We start from the raw sequence: 20,549 nt of genomic DNA, 5'->3' as shown, positions 1-20,549 counted from the left end.
AAAAGCAACGTCGCCGTATCGAAATCAAATCGAAGCGGGAAATTGAAATCATGCGACAATCAGCCAAAATTGTCGCCACAGTCCTCAAAGAGATCTCAGAACTCGTCGAACCGGGGATGACCACCGCCGATCTCGATGCTCATGCGGAAAAGCGGATTCGCGAAATGGGTGCCAAACCCAGCTTCAAAGGCTATCACGGCTTCCCGGCTTCGATTTGTTCGAGTATCAATAACGAAGTCGTCCATGGTATCCCCAACAAGAAAAAAGTAATTCGCGAAGGGGATGTCCTCAAAGTCGATACCGGGGCCTTTTTCCAAGGCTTTCATGGAGACTCCTGCATCACCATCGCCGTTGGTGAAGTGAGCGACGAGGCCGCGCGTCTGATCAAAGTCGCCGAAGAAGCCCTCTATAAAGGGATCGAACAAGTCAAGGCCGGAGCCTACCTGATTGACCTAGCCGGGGCGATTCAAGATCACGTTGAAGCCCATGGCTACAGTGTCGTTGAAGAATTTACAGGCCATGGTGTCGGTCGCAATCTCCATGAGGAACCCTCCGTCTTTAACTTCCGCACCCGAGAAATGCCCAATGTGAAACTCCGGGCCGGGATGACCCTCGCGATTGAGCCGATTGTGAACCAAGGCTCCAAGCATAACCGCATCCTTCGTGACAAATGGACCGCCGTCACCGTTGATAATGCTCTCTCAGCCCAGTTTGAGCATACGGTTTTGGTGACGGATGATGGTTACGAAATTTTAACCGATCGCACTCAAGTTTAAGTCTGGCCAGTCCTCTAACGCTGACCGCAGAGAATCGATCAGAAAAAGGAGGGAACCATCCCTCCTTTTTTTGTCGGTCTCCCTACGGTGATCTGGGGCTAGAGGAACGTTTTCCAACGTGACAACGACTCAATGGCGGTTACAGTGTCGGCTTCCTACCCAAAGAAGTGCTTTCCACTCCTCCGACTGACGAGTCTTACCTTCTGGCGATCGGCTTGACCCCGCGTCCCGCCGGTCAATGACATGGAGAATCAAGCCATGCTTGTATGGATCTGGCTTGGTTTTCGCTCCCGTTACCTTCGATGTAAGGTGGCCCGAACTCTATCACAGGTGGCCACCGCGTTCATCCCAACACTTCCCCGGTTGGGTCATGTGCGGCGCTTCTCGCGGAATTAGCTAAGATCCCAATAAGTCTACATAATCCAACCGCTAAAATCGATTAAAATCGACGGTGGTATTTTCTGTCTGGTGTGAGGAGTAAATTCATGTCTAAGTTCACGTTGATTTCCCATCTCTCCCTCTTGACCTTGGGGGCTGTCCTAACCGGCGTTGCGGCTGAAGCCGCCCCAAAATCGACCTTTGACGGTCGCAAAGGTCTCTCCAATACGGCCCCGAGTCCCCAACAGTTGGCCCAGGTGACCTCCGTGTCTCAACTCTCCGACGTGCAACCGACGGATTGGGCGTTTCAAGCTTTGCAATCCCTCGTCGAGCGCTACGGTTGTATCGCCGGTTATCCTGACGGAACCTTCCGGGGCAACAACTTTATGACTCGCTACGAGTTTGCTGCCGGTTTAAATGCCTGTTTGGATCAGATTATAGCCATCACCGAAGGCGGTAGTGACCTCGATCCCAGTGACTTGGCCACCATTCGCCGGTTGCAAGAAGAATTTTCCGCTGAATTAGCTACCCTTCGGGGCCGGGTTGATGGCCTCGAAGCCCGCACCTCGGAACTCGAAGCCAATCAGTTCTCTACCACCACGAAACTGGAAGGGGAAGCGATTTTTGCCTTGGGGAACGTCTTCGACAGTACCCTAGATAACAACGAAACCGTGTTTCAGCAACGGGTTCGCTTGAATTTTGTTTCTAGCTTCACAGGACAAGACCGCCTCTTAACTCGCCTGCAAGTAGGCAACAGTGTCCCCTTCGGCACCACAGGAACCAACCAAGGACTGAACTTTGGTCCCTCGGGTGAAGGGGTGTTAGCCTCTCAGGTCTTCGGTGACTCGGATAACTCGGTCAACCTTGAAAGTTTGGCCTACTCCTTCCCTCTCGGGGAATCCGTTGACGTGATTGTTGGGGCCACTGGACTCCACTTTGCAGATTTCACCCCCACCCTCAACCCCTATTTTGATGATAAAGATGGTGGCAATGGGGCGTTAAGTGCTTTTGGTCAACATAACCCAATTTATCGGCTTGGCGGTGGGGCTGGGATTGGCTTAAATCTCAGTTTTGGCGATTCGTTCCAAGTGACGACTGGTTATCTGGCCTCGGAAGCCGATAGCCCTTCTCCCGGCGATGGTCTGTTTAACGGCGATATTTCCGCTTTGGCTCAGTTAACCTATACCCCCACGCCTGAGGTGGGGTTTGCGGTGACCTATAACTATGGCTATTTCGGTGAAGGGAACTTTGGCTTCAATAATGGCGGGGGGTCTGGTTTTGACAACACCAACTTTGGTTTCACGGGAACAACTTTTGCTAATAATCTTGGCGCGGTGAACGCTGTAACAAGCCACTCCATCGGCGCTCAGTTGTCATGGTCGTTATCTCCCGGCTTGAATGTGAATGCTTGGGGTAGCTACAGTGACATTTATTTGCGCACCAATGAGCTGGATGGGGAAATCTGGAACTGGGCTTTGGGCCTGGCGTTCCCGGATTTGGTACTTCCGGGGAATTTGGGAGGCGTGATTGTGGGCGCTCAACCCTATCTGGGTGGCCTCGAAGATACCAACAGCTTCTTTGAGAATGACATCCCTCTACATTTGGAAGGGTTCTATCAGGTCCAGGTGAGTGAAAATATCTCGATTACTCCGGGTTTGGTTTGGTTGCTCAATCCCAATCAGGATGCTGACAATGATAGTGTCTTCATTGGTACGTTGCGAGGAACTTTTAGTTTCTAGGATTGGTTTCTCGGATTCGAGTGTCAGGGTACGACTCCCCTAGGTGGGGGAGTTTCCCGGTTTGGACCCGCTTTTTCTCGTTGGCTCGGGAAAGGCGGGTTTTTTGGTGTTCTCCCCCTGAGGTGGGCCGATGGGGACGGTTATCTTTTAAGATTGCTCCTGAATCAAGTTTAGAGTTGGGAGTGGTTTGAAATGAGTTTAGACAACTTTTGTGTGTGTGATGGGGATCTCAGTCAGGATTTGCTGGATCGCTATCGTCAAGGAACGGCCATCGCTGTGGATACGGAAACGATGGGCCTGCTTCCTGCGCGCGATCGCCTCTGTTTGGTGCAATTGTGCGATGAGGCGGGATATGTCACGGTGGTGCGGATTCAACGGGGACAATCTCAAGCCCCGAATTTACAACAATTACTGGAAATGAGCAGCGTTGAAAAGATTTTTCATTTTGCTCGCTTTGATGTCGCCATGTTGCAACATCATTTAGGGATTACGACTGGGCCAATCTTTTGTACCAAGATTGCTAGTAAGTTAGCCCGGACTTATACCTCATCTCATGGCTTGAAAGGATTAGTTCTGGAACTCGAAGGCGTTGAACTCGATAAACGCGCTCAAAGTTCGGATTGGGGGAATGCGGCCCATCTCTCGGATGAGCAGTTAAGCTATGCGGCGAATGATGTTCGCTACCTGATTTCTCTCAAACGGACTTTGACGCAGATGTTGCAACGAGAGGAACGCTGGCAGCTTGCTGAGGCTTGTTTTGCTGCGATCCCGGTGTTTGTTGCTCTGGATTTGTTGCAGTATTCCCAGATTTTCGAGCATTAATTGACCGAAAGGGTTCTCAACTGATATCGGACTGGTTTTGTCTGCGATCGCGATCGCATCTTATTGGTATCTGCGATCGCATCAAACCTCGATCAAACTCACTCAATACCCCGGTGAGATATCACGTGGCGATCGCAAAAACTCTGACACAATCGGGATGTCTATCTCTGGAACAGGGTTAAGGAACAGCTTGAAAATGTCTAATGGTTCCACAAAGTCGACGATGCTAATTCCAGGGGCACTCGGTGAAATTCTGGTATCAGCACGCACCACAGGGAAGCTGACGCTTTTAGATCGCTATGGTTTAAAAGCTGCCATTCTCGATGAGTCCCTCAGCGAAGATGAACAACGCTCGATTGACCGACTGCTTAGGGCGGTCGTCAAAGGGCGAGTTGCCGTTGATCCTTTGCCCTTGACCTGCAAACTGCCCCACTCGCTTGATGGCACCCAAGGTCCTCCCTTGGCCTGAGGTAGAATACAGGAACTATCGGTCGCAGGGGCTGACAATGCCATTAATTCTACTTCTGACTGCCTTACTCACCCTCATCGGTTGGTTGGGCACATTTTTTTGGATTGAGTTGCCCATCTCCCTCTGGGATACTCTATCTTTGCCCCGTTGGTTTTGGCTGATCCTGGTCATTTCTGTCATCTCCTGGGGAATGGGGGATTGACGCCTCCGTGAAATTACTGATTTAACCCGTTCAAGACGGCGATTCCATCTCGTAGCATTTAACTAGAGATAAACAGTTGCGATCGTCGTCTAGCCTCACATATCGCAACTCATCGGCGATACAGTTCATCAGGCGTAAGCCCCGACCTCCCGTAGCATTGAGATCAACATCTGGTAACTCATGTAACTTGGCCTCCAAATCAAAGTGGGGGCCTGAATCAATGATTTTCAGTTCCAGAGACTCAGCCGTCTGTTCAAACTGAATTTCAACCGTTAACTCCGGCGCACCGGCATGGGCGTGTCGTACGGCATTCGTAAAGGCTTCAGCCAACGCCGTCTTGAGTTGTAACCAGACTCGTTGGGGGACGACCGGTGACTCAAAACCATCAAACCAATCCAAAACGCGGGCTAACGCGCTAAGATCCGTTGGAACACGCAATGATGCGGAGAGGGGCAATTTGCTCAAGGTTTCCAAAGCGATAACATCCTCAGCTTCATTCAAAAACTTGCGGTCTGTTTCTTGATCATGACTCCGATTCTCCTAATCGACGACGACCCAACGACTCGCTTGGTGATCAAACGCGCCCTAACGCAACAGGGCTATGACGTAGCCGTCGCCAAAAACGGTGAGGAAGGAATTGATCTGGCACAACGCCTCAAACCCAAACTGATTATTTGCGACTGGATGATGCCAGGCATCGATGGACTTGAAGTCTGCCGCCAAACGAAGGCAATGGCTGAACTATCAACCACCTTCTTTATCTTACTCACAGCTCGTGGAGCCGTCGAGGATCGGGTGATCGGACTCGATACTGGGGCTGACGAATTTCTGGCCAAGCCCATTGATATGGATGAACTTAAGGCGCGAGTTCGCGCTGGACTGCGTATCCATCAACTCAGCCAAGATCTACAAAAGCAGAAACATATGTTGGAGGCTGAGTTATCTGAAGCCGCTGCTTATGTGCGATCGCTGCTCCCAGTTTCCCGTCATCATACCGCAGTTCGCATCGCGGCGTGTTTTGTTCCCTGCCAACAACTCGGAGGCGATTGTTATGACTTCCAATGGCTCGATGAGACCTCCCTGGCGATGTATCTGGTGGATGTCTCGGGCCATGGAGTCGGCGCCGCCTTACTCTCGGTATCGGTCTTAAACATTCTGCGATCGCGTTCCCTACCCCGCACCAACTTTCGCGATCCCAGTCAAGTCTTACAAGCCCTCAATCAAGCCTTTCAAACTAGCTCCTCGGGAACGTTCTACGAAGAAAAGTACTTCACGATTTGGTATGGGGTTTACGATACCCGCAGCCGCCGCCTCACCTACGCCAGTGCTGGCCATCCCCCAGCTTTACTGGTATCGAGCGATGGCGACACGGTTCCCCCTGAGTTGAGTCGTCTCAATACTCCCAACCTCCCGATTGGGATGTTCCCCGACGTGGACTACGACACAGCCACCTGTACCATCGCCCCATCGGGGCAATTGTATATTTTTAGTGATGGCGTGTACGAGATTCCCCAGAGTGATGGCACGATTTGGGGCTTAGATGCCTTTGCCGATTGGCTCACCCAGGCCAGCCCCAACCCGGAGATTGCTCTAACCTCTCTCTTTGAACATCTCCAAGAGCTTTGTTCTCCCCAACCCTTTGATGACGATGTCTCACTCTTGCAACTGACGTTCACCTAAGTTATGGAGGTGCGCGCCGATGGGAGGCCGAGGATAGCCCTCAGGACGATAACATGGACTCCTCAAACTCCTGGCGATCGCTGAAAATCTTAAAGACGCGGTTCATACTGGTCAGTTCAAAGAGAATTTTCACCTGATCGCTAATCGAACAGACAAACATCTTCGCATCGGCCGCCCGTACCGTCTTTAAGGCTGACACCAAGGCCCCTAAGCCTGAACTGTCGATAAAGGTCACATCCTTCAAGTCCAAGAGAATCACCTTGGCCCCAGTCTCTAAACAGTCACTAATCTCCCGTCGCACCTGGCTGGCCTTAACGCCATCGAGGAGACCACCCGGTTGGACGACTTTAATTTCATCAGGGTTCATAGATTTTTCCGCAAATATACATAACCACTCACCTAGAGACCAGTGTCTCATTTCCCGGCAGACAATTCCAGACTTCGACAATCGTGAGGTCAGTTCCGCCTAGCCGGGCGATCGCAACCCTGAAGCTTTCCTAAAGTTAAGATGAGGAGAATGCCCAACCGTTGGGCGGCAAGCCACCCATCTGTCGAGAGATTCAGCGATCGCGTTACCGTCAGCATAGCCCAAGAATTAGGATATTGTAACGATAGTCCCATAGGGTAAGTCTCACCACTGCCCGACGACATCCAAAACCCGCACCACCATCTACCGCAGCCTTCTGTTTTGCTCTATCCTAAGGGCCAATGAGTCTGCCTTAGCGACTCAGCCGGATGCTGCTCACGTAATCTGCTTCAGAGGAATTATCATCATGGTCAAAGTTGGAATCAATGGCTTCGGTCGTATTGGACGTTTAGTCTTCCGGGCTGGACTCGCCAACCCCGACATCGAGTTCTGCGGGATTAACGACCTCGTCTCCCCCGAAAGCCTTGCCTATCTCCTCAAATACGATTCAACCCATGGTCGCTTCCAGGGCGAGGTTGAAGCCAAATCTGACGGCATTGTCGTCAATGGAACCTTTATTCCTTGCACCTCGGAACGAGACCCCGCTCAGCTTCCTTGGGCCAAATACGGTGCTGAGTATGTGATTGAGGCCACTGGACTCTTTACAACCTACGAGAAAGCCTCCAAACACCTTGAAGCTGGGGCAAAACGGGTGGTTCTTTCGGCCCCAACGAAAGACCCTGACAAGGTCAAAACCCTGCTGATGGGAGTCAACCAAGATGAGTATGACCCCAGTCAACATACCATCGTCTCCAATGCCAGTTGTACCACCAACTGCCTAGCCCCGATCGCCAAAGTCATTCATGATAACTTCGGCCTGGCTGAAGGCTTAATGACCACGGTTCACGCCATGACGGCAACTCAGCCCACCGTCGATGGTCCCAGCCAAAAGGATCTCCGGGCCGGCCGCAGCGCCCCCCAAAATATCATCCCCGCCTCTACCGGCGCTGCCAAAGCGGTGACTTTGGTGCTTCCTGCCCTCAAAGGTCGCTTAACCGGTATGGCTTTCCGGGTTCCCACCCCCGATGTCTCGGTGGTGGATTTGACCTTCCGCACGGAACAGGCCACCAGCTATGCTGACATCTGCGCCGCGATGAAAAAAGCCGCAGAAGGAGACATGAAAGGGGTTCTCGGCTATACCGAAGACCCCGTCGTCTCCACGGACTTCACCACTGACCCTCATTCGAGTATTTTTGATGCCAATGCGGGCATGGAGTTGAACGAGAATTTCTTTAAAGTCGTGTCCTGGTATGACAACGAATGGGGCTATTCCAACCGCACCATTGATTTAATCTTGACGATGGTTGCCAAGGGCTAATCATCATTCGTTGTCATGGGTTGCTAATGCCCTGAGCGTTACTCGTTGACCGTCAATTCGACCCGGCCCCAGTTGCCCAATCTTAGGGAATCGGGGCCGGGTTGTTGGTTACGATGAGGGGAGAATCACCGCCCAGAGACCATAAGCCAAGGCGATCGCACTGAGATGTTGTGGCCACAGAAAACGCCAGGATTGACGGGCAATCTTCTGAGTCAGAATGATACAGAGAAGGGTTGACACCAGAAGCGTTGTGCCTTGCAAAAACGTAATCACAGCCGGGTCGGCCACCCAAATCGGCAGATTCACACCCTCGATGCCAAAAGTGGCTAGAGTCACCGGTAACACTCGTCCGGCTTCCCCCAAACCCAGATGCAGATAATAGGCTAAATTGCCCCCCCAGACCAGAGGCAGATAGCCATAGGCTAGGTCGATAAAGGGTCGGGGTTTAGGGCTGTTCCAGAGCCGGTGAATGCCCTGTATGAGCGCATGAGCCAGGAGGGGGGCGATCGCCGGTAACAGCAACGCCAACAGGGACAGTTCCAGATGTTGCCCAAAGGTCTCTAGGTTAAACGACCATCCCAACACTCCTTGCAGTTGTGGTAATCGCCGCAAAAAGACCCCGCCGAGTAACAGAAAGAGCAACGCCACCTCATAGCTATAGGGGGTATGGGTCGTCCAAAGTTCGATCCCCGGTGGCCGCAAATTGACCTCCACAGACCGATGAGGACAAGCTTTAAGACAGGTCATACAAAGAACACAATCGCGGTTATCTTGCAGTTGGGCCGGATGGGAATAAAGGGGACAGCCGTTGGTCTCTTGTCCTTCTCCCTTTTCGGGTCCCCCTTTATAACATTGATAGGTGGTACATTCAGCCGAACAAATCCCGGTTTGCGCTCGTAATTCGGTCATAGAAAGCTTGGCAAATAAGCCGTTCATGCCTCCAATTGGACAGAGATAGCGACACCAAAAACGTCGTTCAAACAGTACAGAAAAAATCACCGCTCCGGCGGTAATTAAGAGCAACAAACAACTCGATAGATAGGCCGTATTTTGTAAATGCCAGAGTTCTTCCCAGAGAAAAATCAGGGCGAACAGTCCAAACAAAAACCAGCCCCCCCAGCGTTCTGCTGCTTGCCGTTGCCAGGGTTTAAGTTGGCGCGGAAAGAGTTTTAAGGAGAGTTTTTGACTCAGTTCGCCGTAAATCATAAAAGGACAGACGGCACACCAGAGTCGTCCAACAAAGGGAAAACCGATTAAAACTAAGGGCCACCACCAAGCCCAAAAAAGATTTAAAGCGACATTTTGATCCCGTGTTTGCGGTCCAACAAACAAGAGAATTACCACTAGGGCAAAGACCCAGGTTGTTATTCCATAGTTGAGTCCATCGGTCCAAAATTTACCGCGCAAAAATTGCCGCAGTTGAGGATAGCTTTTGAAGAGATTGAGACGTAAGCGAGTTTTTTTGTTGTCTTGAGACCAAAAGAGTTCTTCGGTGAGTTCTTCGGCACCATCGGCTTGAGTCACGGCTCGTTTCACCAGACTACTGAGTTCCCGTAAGTTATTGGGAAAATCGTAGGATTGCAGACGACGGACGGCTTCAGGGGTGATTTTGGGTTTAGGGATGCCGCGACTGCGACAGCAGAGACTCAGGTTGTAATCGAGAAGGGCTTTAATATCAGTTTTGCGAACGCGGACGGGAGGAACTTTAATACTCTGATCGATGCAGTCGGTAAATTCCGGGGCGGTTCGTTCGGAAATCAGGATAATGCGGGCCTGACACGATCGCGAGACGGGAGTCTGTTGCGGATCTCGGGAAACCGGCTGATAGGTTTGGCTTTCTAGGAGTTGGGCAATTTGCGGCCGCAGTTCTTCGGGTAAATCTTGGACGTTATTGAGAACTAGGGTTCCTTCTCCGAGCCATTCGAGGAGGCCGGGTTTACCGTTGAGGCGGCCAAAGAGTTCAGCACCGCTGGTTTGCAGCAGGCCGCTGGTGAGTTGAATCATGGGTTCTCGCCGTTGGGGAGAACCGTAGTGGATGAGGCTGGCGATGTTATCTTTTTCGAGTCCCGGTTCGCCAAAAATTAGGACGGAGTCTCGGGTTTTGGCGGCTTGTTTGATTTTTTGTCGCAGTCGCACGGCGTAACGACTGCTACCAATGATTCCCCGGCGGATGCGGTTGACGAGATAGGGCCGTAGTTCGCTTTGACGATCTCGTTCGTAGCTGAGTTCGGCGGAGAGGCGATCGAGTTCGGCGGCCAGTTGTTCTGAGAATAGCTGTGAGATGTCCGGGTGACGGTCGAGGAGATCGTTCATCTCTTCCCGAGAAATCTGCCAAAGCTGGCTATCGCTGAGAGCGGTTAGGGTTTCGCTGCTGGGGCGATCAAGAATCAGGTCTTGTAGGTGCAGGACGGTTCCGGCGGTGAGACAATAGGCGCCTTGAGGGCGATCGCTCTGAAGTTTCCCTTGATACAGGATATAAACGCCGTCGGGGGGCTGATCGACTTGGCTGAGAATGTCGGCTTCGCTCAGGCTGCGATCGCCCAGGAGAGCGTTTAAATCCGTCAAGGCCTCATCCGAGAGCTTATTGAGGATGGTATGGGTTTTGAGCCAGGTTATTCGGTCTGCACCTATCATCTCTCAACCCCCCTGGAGACCCACACCATAACGGTAATCCGTTTGGCGTTGGGAGGACAAGGGGGACAACCCGTTATGCGACATAAGAATAACCATCCTTTTTGTGAATATGTTTACAGTATTTGTGGCTGATACCTTGGATCAACCCTTGATTGGTGGTGATATTGAAGGACCCTTGAGAGCGGACGGCCACTCGTCCCAGATACTCTCCTACTTTCTTGCCACGGGTGACAATCGCTTTGACGATGTCGCCAGTTTGAAAGCCCTTGACAAATTTATGCCTGGGAACATAACGAGACGGAAAACCGTATCGATCAGTCCGACACATCTGGCGGGTTCCATGTCCCTTTGCAGAGATTAGCAACGGTTTTGATGTGAGGAGTTTGAGTGAGTCAACTCTCCCAACACAAGCGGCATCGAGCCAGTGTGTCTTAGGTCGGCCAAGTCGAGTCCGATTGAATTTGGTTTGACCTCCACGTACTGTAACAACAGGTAAACCTGTTCCCTTCAGTGCATTAAACAATACCCATCGGGTGGAATTGACCGCTGTCGCATCCTTAAGGGGTGATTTGGCTTGCTTGAGGATGCGACTTAGCAAATCTGGCTGACCCGAAAGAAAATCCTTGATATCGTGGGTTCCTTTGCGGATATTGCAGGGTTCACAGGCTAGGCAGAGGTTGGAAATACGATTGGTTCCTCCCTTTGCCTTTGGCTGAATATGTTCCACCTGAAGAGGAATGTCTCTTCCTCCACAATAAGCACATTGGCGGTTCCACTTATAAAGTAGGTACTCCCGCACTTCGTAGCCCTGCAATTCCCCTTGCTGATACTCAACTCCAGAGATTTCGGGAGTCTCCATTTTCTGCAAGTCAAACCGCACCAACTCTTGAGTGATACCGACAATCGGGCTATAGCGGATTAACTTGTTAACCCAGGTTAGGGTCGTATCGACCCGATGTTGCAAGCTGGGAGCCAGCCATCCTTTTGGTTTCTTGCGATTCAGGAAACGAGCGGGGCGATAGCGGGTTTTACGGCTGCGACGACCCCGGCGAATCGCTCGGCGGGACTCTAAACTCGCTTTAATCTGCTGCCCCCGGTGGGACAGTTCTGCTCCCCAAATCACATCCTCCCCTCTTAGGATGGCAAGTCCAGTCGTTTTGGAGCCGGGGTCAATTTTGACCGTTAGAGGGGTGGGTCTTGCATTTTGTCCCTCCTTATTTTGTCCCTCCTTGAGGATGATAGTAAAGGGATATCGACGAAAGACGGCTGCCTTGTTCTGATTCAGCAATAATCTCGCCTTGGCGGGATGGACTGGATCACAAGGGTTTTTATCTGTGTCTATCACAAAAACGTAATTCGACATGGATTCTCCCTTTCGGGGTCATGTTCGCTTCGTCAATGTTATTGGTCGGTACTCTCCAAAGAACACTGGTTTAACCCGTTACACCTGTTTAATCCTTTGGTTCTAGGGCCTGGAACTAGCGACGCATCCCAGGGTAGGAACTTTAACACTTACCAATAACGTAGTCTGCAAAGGACTGAGACTGGTCAACTGGGGCTATTTTTCAAGCCCACACGATAACGGGACTCCGTTTAGTGTTGGGTTGTTGACGCTCTTTCTTGAGATTCGTTATCTCTTTCTGTATGGCAAAGCGACCCAGACCCTTCCCTGTGGCTTTGTAGGTTTCGTTAGTCAGATTGAGAGCGTAGTTCCACGCAAATCTACAGTAACCCAAACTTTGAGCCAGGTGTTGCCTTTGCTTGCTGGTTGGATAAATTCTGCACTTGGTGGCTCTGAGCATTACCGTGAAAACAATTTGCGATAAGATTATCGCATGACAATCCGTGGGATTGTCAATTTTCAGGGGATCGACCCCTTCAATTGACTTGAGGGGTCCATGTCGGCCGACGCTCAATCGAAGATTAGAGTGCGGGACTTATCGCCCCTCAAACTCCCGAGAAGTTAACTACAGCGGTTGAGGGGAAGTTCCAAGGAAATCACCGTCCCTTGCTGATCCTGCGACTCACACAGCAGGCTTCCCCGATGCTTCTCAACAATAATTTGATAGGTCGTCGATAGTCCCAATCCCGTACCTTTCCCCACCGGTTTGGTGGTAAAGAAGGGGTCAAAGATGCGCGATCGCACCGACTCAGGCATCCCCGGACCATTATCGATGAAGCTAATCCGCACGAGATCGTCGAGTCGTTGGGTTTGGACCGTCAAGCGAGGCTGATACTCTAACCCACACTGCAAGTCTTCCTGTTCCCGCAATGCATCGATGGCGTTACTGATGACATTGGCGAAGGCTTGATTCACCTGGCCCGGAAAACAGGCCACCTTCGCTAAATCAGCGTCAAACTCACGAATGACCTCAATCTCGCGATGCCGTTCATCCCCTTTTAGGCGGTGTTCCAACACGCGCAAGGTGCTGTTGAGAGCGTGGTGAAGATCAACTTCCTTATATTTAGCTTCATTGAGTCCCGAGAAATGGCGCAATGACTGGACAATCGCTTGAATCCGCTCAGTTCCCTGATTCATCGACGCCAAGAGTTTGGGCATATCGGTGACCATGAAATCTAGGTCAATCTCCTCGATTTCCGCTTCAATTTCTGGATTGGGATGCGGATAATGCTTTTGATAACAACGAATTAGGCGTAATAAGTCTTGCACATAATGGCTGGCATGTTCGAGGTTGCCATGAATAAACCCTACAGGGTTATTGATCTCATGAGCCACCCCAGCCACCAACTGTCCTAACCCAGACATTTTTTCCGTATGAATCAGTTGAGCCTGAGTGTTCTGCAACTCCCGCAACGTCTGTTCAAGTTGGCTGGCTTGTTGTGTCAGCCGTTGTTCAGACTGACGTAGTGCTTCCTCGGTTTGGCGACGCATCTGGACTTCTTCTCGCAGACGGCTGTTGGCCGCTTGTAACTCTGCTGTGCGTTCAGTGACGCGCTTTTCGAGGTTGTCATAGGCTTGTTGTAGGGCTTCTTCTTCCCGTTTGCGATCGGTGACATCTCGGGTAATGGTGGCATAGCCGAGGAGTTGCCCTTGTTCATCCCGCAGAGCCGATATCGTCACATTGGCCCAGAAACTGGAGCCATCTTTACGCATCCGCCAATTTTCGAACTCGACCCGGCCCGATGTAGCGGCGATGGTTAGTACCTTCTCGGGGAGATGCCGTTGGCGACTGTCGGAGGTAAAAAAGATGCTGCTCGATTGGCCGATAATCTCATGAGCTTCCCAGCCGTTGATCCGTTCTGCTCCTGAATTCCAGCTAATGACCCGTCCATGGCGGTCTAGCATGTAGATGGCGTGATCTTTGACCCCATCGACTAGAAGGCGGAAGTGTTCTTCAGGGCTATTAAACTTTTGCAGCGATAGGTTGGGGCTAATGCTACAACCCGGACGTTCCCCTAAATCCGAGACTTGGGTGTAGATGAGATTGTTCTGAGCATCATAATTGGCTTGCCAAGAGAGCCAGCGATATTTGCCATTACGACAACGCAGACGGTTCTTAAAGATAACCTTCTCTTTGCCGACAATGACTAAGTTATTGATATGGGACAGAGTTTTCTGAAGATCGTCACGATGAATCCAATCAATCCAAGGCCGGGACTTTAACTCTTGGTTACTGTGCCCGAGGACCGATTCCCAGGCGGGAGAAAGATGTTTGAAATGACTGTCAGAGCCAATCACTCCCAATAGATCGGGGGATAACTCAAAAAATTTATTGAGATTGATCCGGGGGGAGGAGAGTTGGGGTGACATAGACAACGGTGATGATGGAGTTTTAAGCCGATGGTCGGATCTCCCCTGGTACTCGATCCCCGCAACGTTGATAAACTCATCTATTTGTAAAGATATTATAAGTTTAACTATTTTTTTATTACGCTCCATCTTAACTCAAGTTGCCATTTTTGGTGACAGGTTGCCCAGGTTCAGAGGCTATCAATCTATCTGATAAGATTCTTAAGTTAATGTGAATTTTGTCGCGATCCCGTGAGAGTTATGCGTTCCAGGGATCATCGCTCTTGAGAGGGGGGTTCTGTTGAAGTTGTGGTTGCAGGTGTTCAATAAACTGGCGTGCGGTTCGTCCTGAGCGTCCATTATGACGAGTGGCCCATTGTAGAGCTTGGGCATCTAACTCTTCGAGGGGCAGCGTCAGCCGTCGTTGTCCGGCTAGATGACGGACAATTTCTAAATAGCGAGCCTGATCAGCGGCGTCAAAGGTGAGCGTTAAGCCAAAGCGATCGCTGAAGGAGAGTTTTTCTTCAACGGTATCCCAGGACTGAATTTCCGTGGCGGCACTCGGGCGAGGGCGATCGCCAAAAAATTCACGAATCAGATGACGACGATTAGACGTGGCGTAGACGACAACATTTTGCGCCCGAGCGGTGACACTCCCTTCTAAGACCACCTTTAAGGCCTTAAAGGCCTCATCATCGTCCTCAAAGGATAAATCATCGACAAAGAGAATAAACTTTTGGGGTAACTCTCGTAACTGTTCAACGATGTGCGGCAAATCATGAAGTTGAGATTTGAGGAGTTCAAGTAAACGTAGGCCGCGATCGCCAAACTCATTGACCAAAGCTTTCACCAGAGACGATTTCCCGGTTCCCCGACTTCCATACAGCAAGACATGCAGCGCCAGATGACCGTCGAGTAGCATCTGGGTATTCTCGACGAGCGTGGCTTTCTGAGACTCATAGCCCGCCAAATCCTCTAACCGTACCGGATCCGGCACCGCCACACCCTGTAAGCACGAGGGACGCCAACGCAAGACATGATATTGAGCCAGAATTCCCGCACCATGATGTTGATGAAACGCCGCTAACTGGGGCAGGGCCTCCGTCCAGGTCTCCCCGAGTTGCACAGGATGTTCGCCGATGCGATCTCGAATCGCCACCAAAGAACTCTCAGATTTGGTCACCTGACGCACCCATTGACTCAGGGTGGGGCCGCCACAGGTGGCCAAATGTTGCAACGCCGCCAAGTCATCCCGAGCCGCCTGAACGAGCGTGGCATCGAGGTCACTGAAGGGATAGGATTGAGCCTGACGAGTAAAGGGATTGTCATCGTAGAGCAAGCGTTGAATCAGATAATCTTGCCAACTCTGGCCCCGAGCCACCAAAGCCCGAAACCAACGAGCATAGGCATAGACACAGGCACTGGGTTTATCGTGACGATAGAGGGTTTCGAGTAGCTGGACAAAGGCTTCCCCCGCTTCACCCATCAAAACCTCTTGATAGAGCAGCAGTGAGGCCGCTTGATGTTGTAAAAAGCGAACTGAATTAGGATTCATCAAAAACTCCTTGTGGAACCCCCCACCTTGCACCGCAGGTGGAGGAGGAAACAAGCGTCAGCCAGCGGGGTTCAATACCCCACTGACGGACAATCTCTGCGGGCAACTAACTAAAATGCCCGTGGCGCGATAGAGTAACTGAACTTTGGCAGCACTAAACTGGCCAATGCGCTTCCAGGTCAACCCAGACACCGAAACTTGCCGAGCGGTATCGCCACTGACATAGCCGACCGAGATGCGACCGGCCATTTCAGCCCGCACCAGATCCCCTTTTCGGAATCCATGCCGAGTCACAGTTCCACCATACTTACGACGGACTCCATTTTTCCTCGGAACCATCAGGTGCAGTTGCCGACGGCTGATGGGTGGGCGTTTAATCACCACAAATGGGGCAGATGTGAGCTTGACCTGTCCAAATACAAGACAACCGTGACTGCGTTTTCGGTAGAAAGGGCGATACTCAACGAAGTATCCACAAGCTAAGGCAATGCCATCGACGGCATGGGTTTGGGGAATTTGTAACCCTTGATCCTGAGATTTCGTTAATCCCAAAACCGAGCGAAGTTGAGCGGTGCCATTGCCATCCGGTTGCCACCCGTAGCGAGTATAAACCGGAGCAATCTGCTCCATTTTCTCAAGGGCGTAGGCTTGCCCTATCATCACAGGTGAGAAACCCTTACCGGATTTTGCCCCTTTTCGACCTGAGGTCAAGTCCACGTCGGCGCAGACTTTCTCGTAGCCAATAGCCGCAATGGTGAACAGTCGAGATAACTCCTGAACCACCCGAAACTCGAGGTCTCGGTTAGCTCGGATACTGGGGGCAAGGTTCTGCTGTCTCCGGTTGTTAAATCGTTTTTGGCGATGATTCCGCAGATGGAAAGGTAACTCTCGGTTAATCCGCCGACGGCGGCGAGAACGCCGTAGCCTTCTACGATTATCCATCCGCTCCCGCACCTTGGGGTAGGGGAGTTCGAGGTGGGACTGGAATAAGGTCGCCTTAGACGATTGAACGGCAATCCCTGAATAGAGTTTGCCGGGATCGACAGCGACCACGATGGGTTGGGTGTTACGACCCGATGGTTCCGCGTTCAGGCGCACGGCCTTAATGCGGAGATTGGTTTTGACCCATGTCGCTCGGCCCTGCTTGACCCAGCGCCTCGCGCGATGGCGCTTAGTGGGCATGGCGGGAGTCCCATCCGGATTTTGAACGGGGATACGTTGCATGGAAGATAATTCCCAAACTACAGGTCTCTTCAGCCAGTGAGTACGGTGTGTCTGGGTTGACCCCACTCCCTGAGATTCTAGGGCCTTACAGATAATCAGGTGCGCGAGAAGCAACCGGAAGTGTTGCCGTATGCACCTTAATGTCCGATTCGCAGCTACGACCGGGTTATCTCCGGTCACTCCCCCACCTCGGCAGATGCCAGGTGGGGGTCATTGAATTTTCAGTCTACAGGAGCGCTGCCACGGAGAAAAGTTCATAAAAGTCAGAGCCAATGACGGGTTAAACTTCCCAAGATTGACCCGAGGGCTTTACCATAGAGGTTAACTTGAATCGGGTGAGAAGTTTAACCCTTAAAGTTCAACCTCCATCGAGTCGTCTAAGGGAGATAGACTCCATCAGGCGAGGCTCGGGACATTGGCTGTTTGTCAACTTATGATTCCTCGGCAACTGACGCTTCACAACTTTTTTAGCTACCACTCGGCCAGTTTAGATTTTAGTGGATTGCATACCGCTTGTATTTGCGGGGAAAATGGGGCCGGAAAGTCCTCACTGTTAGAGGCGATTTCTTGGGTGGTTTGGGGCAAGTCACGAGCTGGCTCAGAAGATGACATTATCCGCATCGGGGAAACTGAGGCTTGGGTGGATTTTGTCTTTCAATGTCAAGAGCAGATTTTTCGGATTAAGCGATCGCACCGTCGGGGGCAGTCGAGTTCCTTGGAGTTTCAGATTCAGACGGCGCAAGGGTTTCGCTCTATCACCGGCAAGGGACTGCGAGCCACTCAGCAACAGATTATTGAGCAGCTTAAACTCGATTATGATACCTTTCTCAGTTCTGCCTATCTGCGTCAGGGTCGGGCTGATGAGTTTATGGTCAAAAAGCCGGCTCAGCGTAAACAAGTGTTGGTGGACTTGCTGAAGTTAGATCATTATGATCGACTCGCGGAGCAAGCTAAAGACATTGCTAATCAGGCCAAGGCCGAAAGTAAACTGTTACAAGAGACGGTTGAGCGTTTGGAGGAGACCTTGGCCTCGTCTGAGGAGTTGGGGGCGCAACTCGAGGCGACAGAGGCTGAAGTTGAACGACTCCAGGGGCAACAACAGGAGACAACGCAACGGTTGCACGATCGCCAACAACAGCAGGCGGAGCGACAGCGTTGGCAGCAACAGTTAGACTGGGCCGCCACGAGCGGCGATCGCCTGCAACGGGATTATGAGCGCGAACAGCAGGAGCAGCAGCAACTCAGGGAGCAGCGATCGCAGCTCAAGGCGGTGTTAGAGCGGGCCAGGGAAATTGAGCAAGGCTATAAGGAGTATCAAGCTCTACAGGCCCAAGAGCGAGCCGCCACAGAAACCTTTAGTCACTATCAAGATGCCAGCCAACGAGAGACGCAACTACGTCAAGACCTTGATCGCTTCAAACTCAAGGCTCAACAGCAACAGCATCAGACTTTGGCGCAACTTCAGGCCTGCGATCGCCAATTGGCCCAGTTACAGCAAAGTTTAGAACGAGAAGCCGAGATTCAAGCTGGGTTAGCGCAACTGGCCCAAGCCAAAGGCGAGTTACGGGAATTAGAGCATTGTCACAGTGAAGCGGCGCCGTTACGACAACGCCAGCAACGGTTAGAAGCCGAACGCGATCGCGCCCGAGCGCAACTCGAAGCCCGACTCGAGCAGCAACAGCACCGACAACGGCAACTCGAACAGCGTCAGGAGCAACGGCCCGAACTCGAACAGGCTCTAACTCAGGTGAGCGAGCAAATCGCGGCCCTAGACAAATTACGGGTGTATCACAAGCGAGTGAAGGAGAAAGGCCTCGAACGTCGCAGTTTCCTGGATGGCCTTCATGCTAGTCAACAGGAGTATCAGCGACGCTTAGAGGAGATGGAGCAGAAACGCTCGTTGTTGCAGGTTCCTGATGCGGCTTGCCCGCTGTGCGATCGCCCCCTTGACGAGCATCATTGGCAGTTAGTTGCCGACAAACATGAGGATCAACATCAGGAACTGCGCCATCAACGCTGGTTGATTCAGGAGCAGATCGCCATTTCTGAACGAGAAATTCAGGTTCTGCGCCAGGAATATCGCCAACTCGAACAACAACTGGCCGATTATGATCGGCTACGGGAAGAACGGGGACAACGACAGGCGCAACTGGCGGCCACCCAGGAGGAGTGGGAGTTGTTGCAGGAGGTGCGAGCCGATTGTCAGGAACGGGCACGGGCGATCGCGGAGGGGGATTATGCTCATGGAATCGCCGAAGAGTTGGCCAGTGTTGCACAGCAGTTGGCCAAGCTTAATTATGATGAGCGAGAGTTAGCCCTGGCTCGGGGAGCTGTCGAACGCTATCGTTGGGCGGATTTACAGAATGCTCAACTCGAGCAGGCCCGGCGACAGTTTCAGGTGTTACAGGAGCAACGGCCCGAGTTGCAGGGAGCGGTAGAGGCGGCAGAGCAGGCTCTACAAGAGTTAGAGAGTGAGTCAGAGACGGCCCGAGAGCTGCGAGATGTGCAGCATTATCTACAGCATCTTGACTATGATGTTCAGGCTCATCGTCGCTTACGGCAACAGCTTGATGAGGCTGAGGGATGGCGATCGCAGTGGCAAGATCTCCAGCAAGCTCAGCAGAGGCTTCCTGAGGTGGAGAGTCGCTTAGAGGCGGTGAGCGATCGCCTAGAGCAACGGGGCCGAGAGTTACAGCAATGGCGAGAGCAGATTGAGGCCGCTCAGGCGGCATTGCTCGACTGTCCCGATTGTACCGAGGAGATTACCCAGATTCAGGCCCAGTTGCAACAGCGGCGATCGCACTTAAATCAGCAGTTAGCGACGTTGGGGCGATTGCAACAACAACAGCACCATCGTCAGATGCAACAGGCTCAGTTAGGGCAACAGCGGCAGCAGTTGGCTAGCCGCCAACGACAGCATCGGGTGTATCAGGAGTTAACTCAGGCCTTTGGCAAGAATGGCATTCAGGCTCTCACGATTGAGACGGTGTTGCCTCAGCTAGAAGCCGAAGCCAATCAGTTTTTGGCGCGGCTGAGTGCCAATCAGCTCCATGTGCAGTTTGTGACGCAACGGGCCTCGAAAGGCAGTAAGAAAACTCGCAAGCTCATTGATACCCTCGAGATTTACATTGCGGATGCGCGGGGAACTCGGGCTTATGAAACCTATTCTGGAGGTGAGGCCTTTCGCATTAACTTTGCGATTCGTTTGGCCCTGGCGAAACTGTTGGCTCAGCGATCGGGGGCGGCGTTGCAATTGTTGGTGATTGATGAGGGGTTTGGTACTCAAGATGATCGCGGCTGTGAACGGCTCGTCTCGGCCATTGAGGCGATCGCCCCGGATTTTGCTTGTATCCTGGCGGTGACTCATATTCCCCATCTCAAGGAGGCGTTTCAAACCCATGTGGAGGTGGTGAAAACCGATTCCGGGTCTCAGGTTTGCGTCTCCCATTAGACGAGAGTGCGATTCGAGGCAACTGACCCCGATTCCCATGAATTCATTACCATCTCTGCGGATTTTTAGCAAAAATTTCTAAAA

Annotated in this window: 17 protein-coding genes; 8 read left to right on the top strand and 9 right to left on the bottom strand. The window is 51.8% G+C overall.

The annotated features are described in order from the left end of the window. From map to R6U67_RS03640, 5 genes are all read left to right on the top strand, one after another. Positions 1-776, top strand: a 776-nt coding sequence (map, locus tag R6U67_RS03660; protein WP_410251295.1) for a type I methionyl aminopeptidase, incomplete at its 5' end; no start/stop codon positions are given. Between the two features lie 485 nt (positions 777-1,261). Continuing rightward, positions 1,262-2,893 carry an iron uptake porin gene (locus tag R6U67_RS03655; RefSeq protein ID WP_410251294.1) on the top strand — a complete coding sequence of 544 codons (1,632 nt, stop codon included), beginning with the start codon at positions 1,262-1,264 and terminating at the stop codon, positions 2,891-2,893. Positions 2,894-3,085: 192 nt separating this feature from the next. Next, positions 3,086-3,715 carry a ribonuclease D gene (locus R6U67_RS03650; RefSeq protein ID WP_410251293.1) on the top strand — a complete coding sequence of 210 codons (630 nt, stop codon included), beginning with the start codon at positions 3,086-3,088 and terminating at the stop codon, positions 3,713-3,715. A 223-nt stretch (positions 3,716-3,938) separates the two neighbouring features. After that, positions 3,939-4,184, top strand: coding sequence for a hypothetical protein (locus tag R6U67_RS03645; RefSeq protein WP_410251292.1), 246 nt, complete (start codon positions 3,939-3,941; stop codon positions 4,182-4,184). A 37-nt stretch (positions 4,185-4,221) separates the two neighbouring features. Next, positions 4,222-4,386 carry a hypothetical protein gene (locus tag R6U67_RS03640; protein WP_410251291.1) on the top strand — a complete coding sequence of 55 codons (165 nt, stop codon included), beginning with the start codon at positions 4,222-4,224 and terminating at the stop codon, positions 4,384-4,386. Between the two features lie 30 nt (positions 4,387-4,416). Here the strand turns inward: R6U67_RS03640 and R6U67_RS03635 are convergent, their stop codons facing one another. Further along, entirely contained in the window at positions 4,417-4,824 is a 408-nt protein-coding gene (locus tag R6U67_RS03635) for an ATP-binding protein (protein WP_410251290.1), read from the bottom strand. Between the two features lie 87 nt (positions 4,825-4,911). Between R6U67_RS03635 and R6U67_RS03630 the strand changes: the two genes are divergently transcribed. Further along, positions 4,912-6,066, top strand: a complete 1,155-nt coding sequence (locus R6U67_RS03630) for a PP2C family protein-serine/threonine phosphatase (protein ID WP_410251289.1) — start codon at positions 4,912-4,914, stop codon at positions 6,064-6,066. A 40-nt stretch (positions 6,067-6,106) separates the two neighbouring features. Here the strand turns inward: R6U67_RS03630 and R6U67_RS03625 are convergent, their stop codons facing one another. Next, complete coding sequence (locus tag R6U67_RS03625) at positions 6,107-6,433, bottom strand: STAS domain-containing protein (RefSeq protein ID WP_410251288.1); 327 nt, start codon at positions 6,431-6,433, stop codon at positions 6,107-6,109. A gap of 89 nt (positions 6,434-6,522) precedes the next feature. Then, a complete protein-coding gene (locus tag R6U67_RS03620) occupies positions 6,523-6,687 on the bottom strand; it encodes a hypothetical protein (RefSeq protein WP_410251287.1) in 165 nt (54 codons plus the stop codon). Positions 6,688-6,836: 149 nt separating this feature from the next. Between R6U67_RS03620 and gap the strand changes: the two genes are divergently transcribed. After that, positions 6,837-7,850 carry a type I glyceraldehyde-3-phosphate dehydrogenase gene (gene gap, locus R6U67_RS03615; RefSeq protein ID WP_410251296.1) on the top strand — a complete coding sequence of 338 codons (1,014 nt, stop codon included), beginning with the start codon at positions 6,837-6,839 and terminating at the stop codon, positions 7,848-7,850. A 108-nt stretch (positions 7,851-7,958) separates the two neighbouring features. Here gap and R6U67_RS03610 read toward each other — a convergent pair whose 3' ends face one another. The 6 genes from R6U67_RS03610 to R6U67_RS03585 form a co-directional block, all read right to left on the bottom strand. Further along, positions 7,959-10,484, bottom strand: coding sequence for a sigma 54-interacting transcriptional regulator (locus R6U67_RS03610; RefSeq protein WP_410251286.1), 2,526 nt, complete (start codon positions 10,482-10,484; stop codon positions 7,959-7,961). 73 nt (positions 10,485-10,557) lie between these two features. Further along, complete coding sequence (iscB, locus tag R6U67_RS03605; RefSeq protein WP_410251285.1) at positions 10,558-11,847, bottom strand: RNA-guided endonuclease IscB; 1,290 nt, start codon at positions 11,845-11,847, stop codon at positions 10,558-10,560. 202 nt (positions 11,848-12,049) lie between these two features. Beyond that, the gene (locus R6U67_RS03600) at positions 12,050-12,286 is read right to left on the bottom strand and encodes a helix-turn-helix domain-containing protein (RefSeq protein ID WP_410251284.1); all 237 of its coding nucleotides are present in this window, start codon (positions 12,284-12,286) and stop codon (positions 12,050-12,052) included. A 161-nt stretch (positions 12,287-12,447) separates the two neighbouring features. Continuing rightward, positions 12,448-14,256 (bottom strand): PAS domain S-box protein, encoded by a 1,809-nt coding sequence (locus R6U67_RS03595; protein WP_410251283.1) that lies wholly within the window; start codon positions 14,254-14,256, stop codon positions 12,448-12,450. A 238-nt stretch (positions 14,257-14,494) separates the two neighbouring features. After that, positions 14,495-15,790 carry an ATP-binding protein gene (locus R6U67_RS03590; protein ID WP_410251282.1) on the bottom strand — a complete coding sequence of 432 codons (1,296 nt, stop codon included), beginning with the start codon at positions 15,788-15,790 and terminating at the stop codon, positions 14,495-14,497. Between the two features lie 57 nt (positions 15,791-15,847). Next, positions 15,848-17,014, bottom strand: a complete 1,167-nt coding sequence (locus R6U67_RS03585) for an RRXRR domain-containing protein (RefSeq protein ID WP_410251281.1) — start codon at positions 17,012-17,014, stop codon at positions 15,848-15,850. Positions 17,015-17,447: 433 nt separating this feature from the next. Between R6U67_RS03585 and R6U67_RS03580 the strand changes: the two genes are divergently transcribed. Next, positions 17,448-20,465 (top strand): AAA family ATPase, encoded by a 3,018-nt coding sequence (locus R6U67_RS03580; protein WP_410251280.1) that lies wholly within the window; start codon positions 17,448-17,450, stop codon positions 20,463-20,465. The last annotated feature ends 84 nt before the right edge of the window (positions 20,466-20,549 follow it).

The organism is Sodalinema sp. (assembly GCF_046483825.1).
Taxonomy (GTDB): domain Bacteria; phylum Cyanobacteriota; class Cyanobacteriia; order Cyanobacteriales; family Geitlerinemataceae; genus Sodalinema.
This window is presented reverse-complemented; position numbering and strand designations above follow the sequence as displayed.

What these genes read in the sequence shown, in the direction of transcription:
- R6U67_RS03655 (WP_410251294.1), top strand. Translation starts at nt 1,262, where the DNA reads ATGTCTAAGTTCACGTTGATTTCCCATCTCTCCCTCTTGACCTTGGGG.
- R6U67_RS03650 (WP_410251293.1), top strand. Translation starts at nt 3,086, where the DNA reads ATGAGTTTAGACAACTTTTGTGTGTGTGATGGGGATCTCAGTCAGGAT.
- R6U67_RS03645 (WP_410251292.1), top strand. Translation starts at nt 3,939, where the DNA reads ATGCTAATTCCAGGGGCACTCGGTGAAATTCTGGTATCAGCACGCACC.
- R6U67_RS03640 (WP_410251291.1), top strand. Translation starts at nt 4,222, where the DNA reads ATGCCATTAATTCTACTTCTGACTGCCTTACTCACCCTCATCGGTTGG.
- R6U67_RS03630 (WP_410251289.1), top strand. Translation starts at nt 4,912, where the DNA reads ATGACTCCGATTCTCCTAATCGACGACGACCCAACGACTCGCTTGGTG.
- R6U67_RS03625 (WP_410251288.1), bottom strand. Translation starts at nt 6,433, where the DNA reads ATGAACCCTGATGAAATTAAAGTCGTCCAACCGGGTGGTCTCCTCGAT.
- R6U67_RS03620 (WP_410251287.1), bottom strand. Translation starts at nt 6,687, where the DNA reads ATGGGACTATCGTTACAATATCCTAATTCTTGGGCTATGCTGACGGTA.
- R6U67_RS03610 (WP_410251286.1), bottom strand. Translation starts at nt 10,484, where the DNA reads ATGATAGGTGCAGACCGAATAACCTGGCTCAAAACCCATACCATCCTC.
- iscB (WP_410251285.1), bottom strand. Translation starts at nt 11,847, where the DNA reads ATGTCGAATTACGTTTTTGTGATAGACACAGATAAAAACCCTTGTGAT.
- R6U67_RS03600 (WP_410251284.1), bottom strand. Translation starts at nt 12,286, where the DNA reads ATGCTCAGAGCCACCAAGTGCAGAATTTATCCAACCAGCAAGCAAAGG.
- R6U67_RS03595 (WP_410251283.1), bottom strand. Translation starts at nt 14,256, where the DNA reads ATGTCACCCCAACTCTCCTCCCCCCGGATCAATCTCAATAAATTTTTT.
- R6U67_RS03590 (WP_410251282.1), bottom strand. Translation starts at nt 15,790, where the DNA reads ATGAATCCTAATTCAGTTCGCTTTTTACAACATCAAGCGGCCTCACTG.
- R6U67_RS03585 (WP_410251281.1), bottom strand. Translation starts at nt 17,014, where the DNA reads ATGCAACGTATCCCCGTTCAAAATCCGGATGGGACTCCCGCCATGCCC.
- R6U67_RS03580 (WP_410251280.1), top strand. Translation starts at nt 17,448, where the DNA reads ATGATTCCTCGGCAACTGACGCTTCACAACTTTTTTAGCTACCACTCG.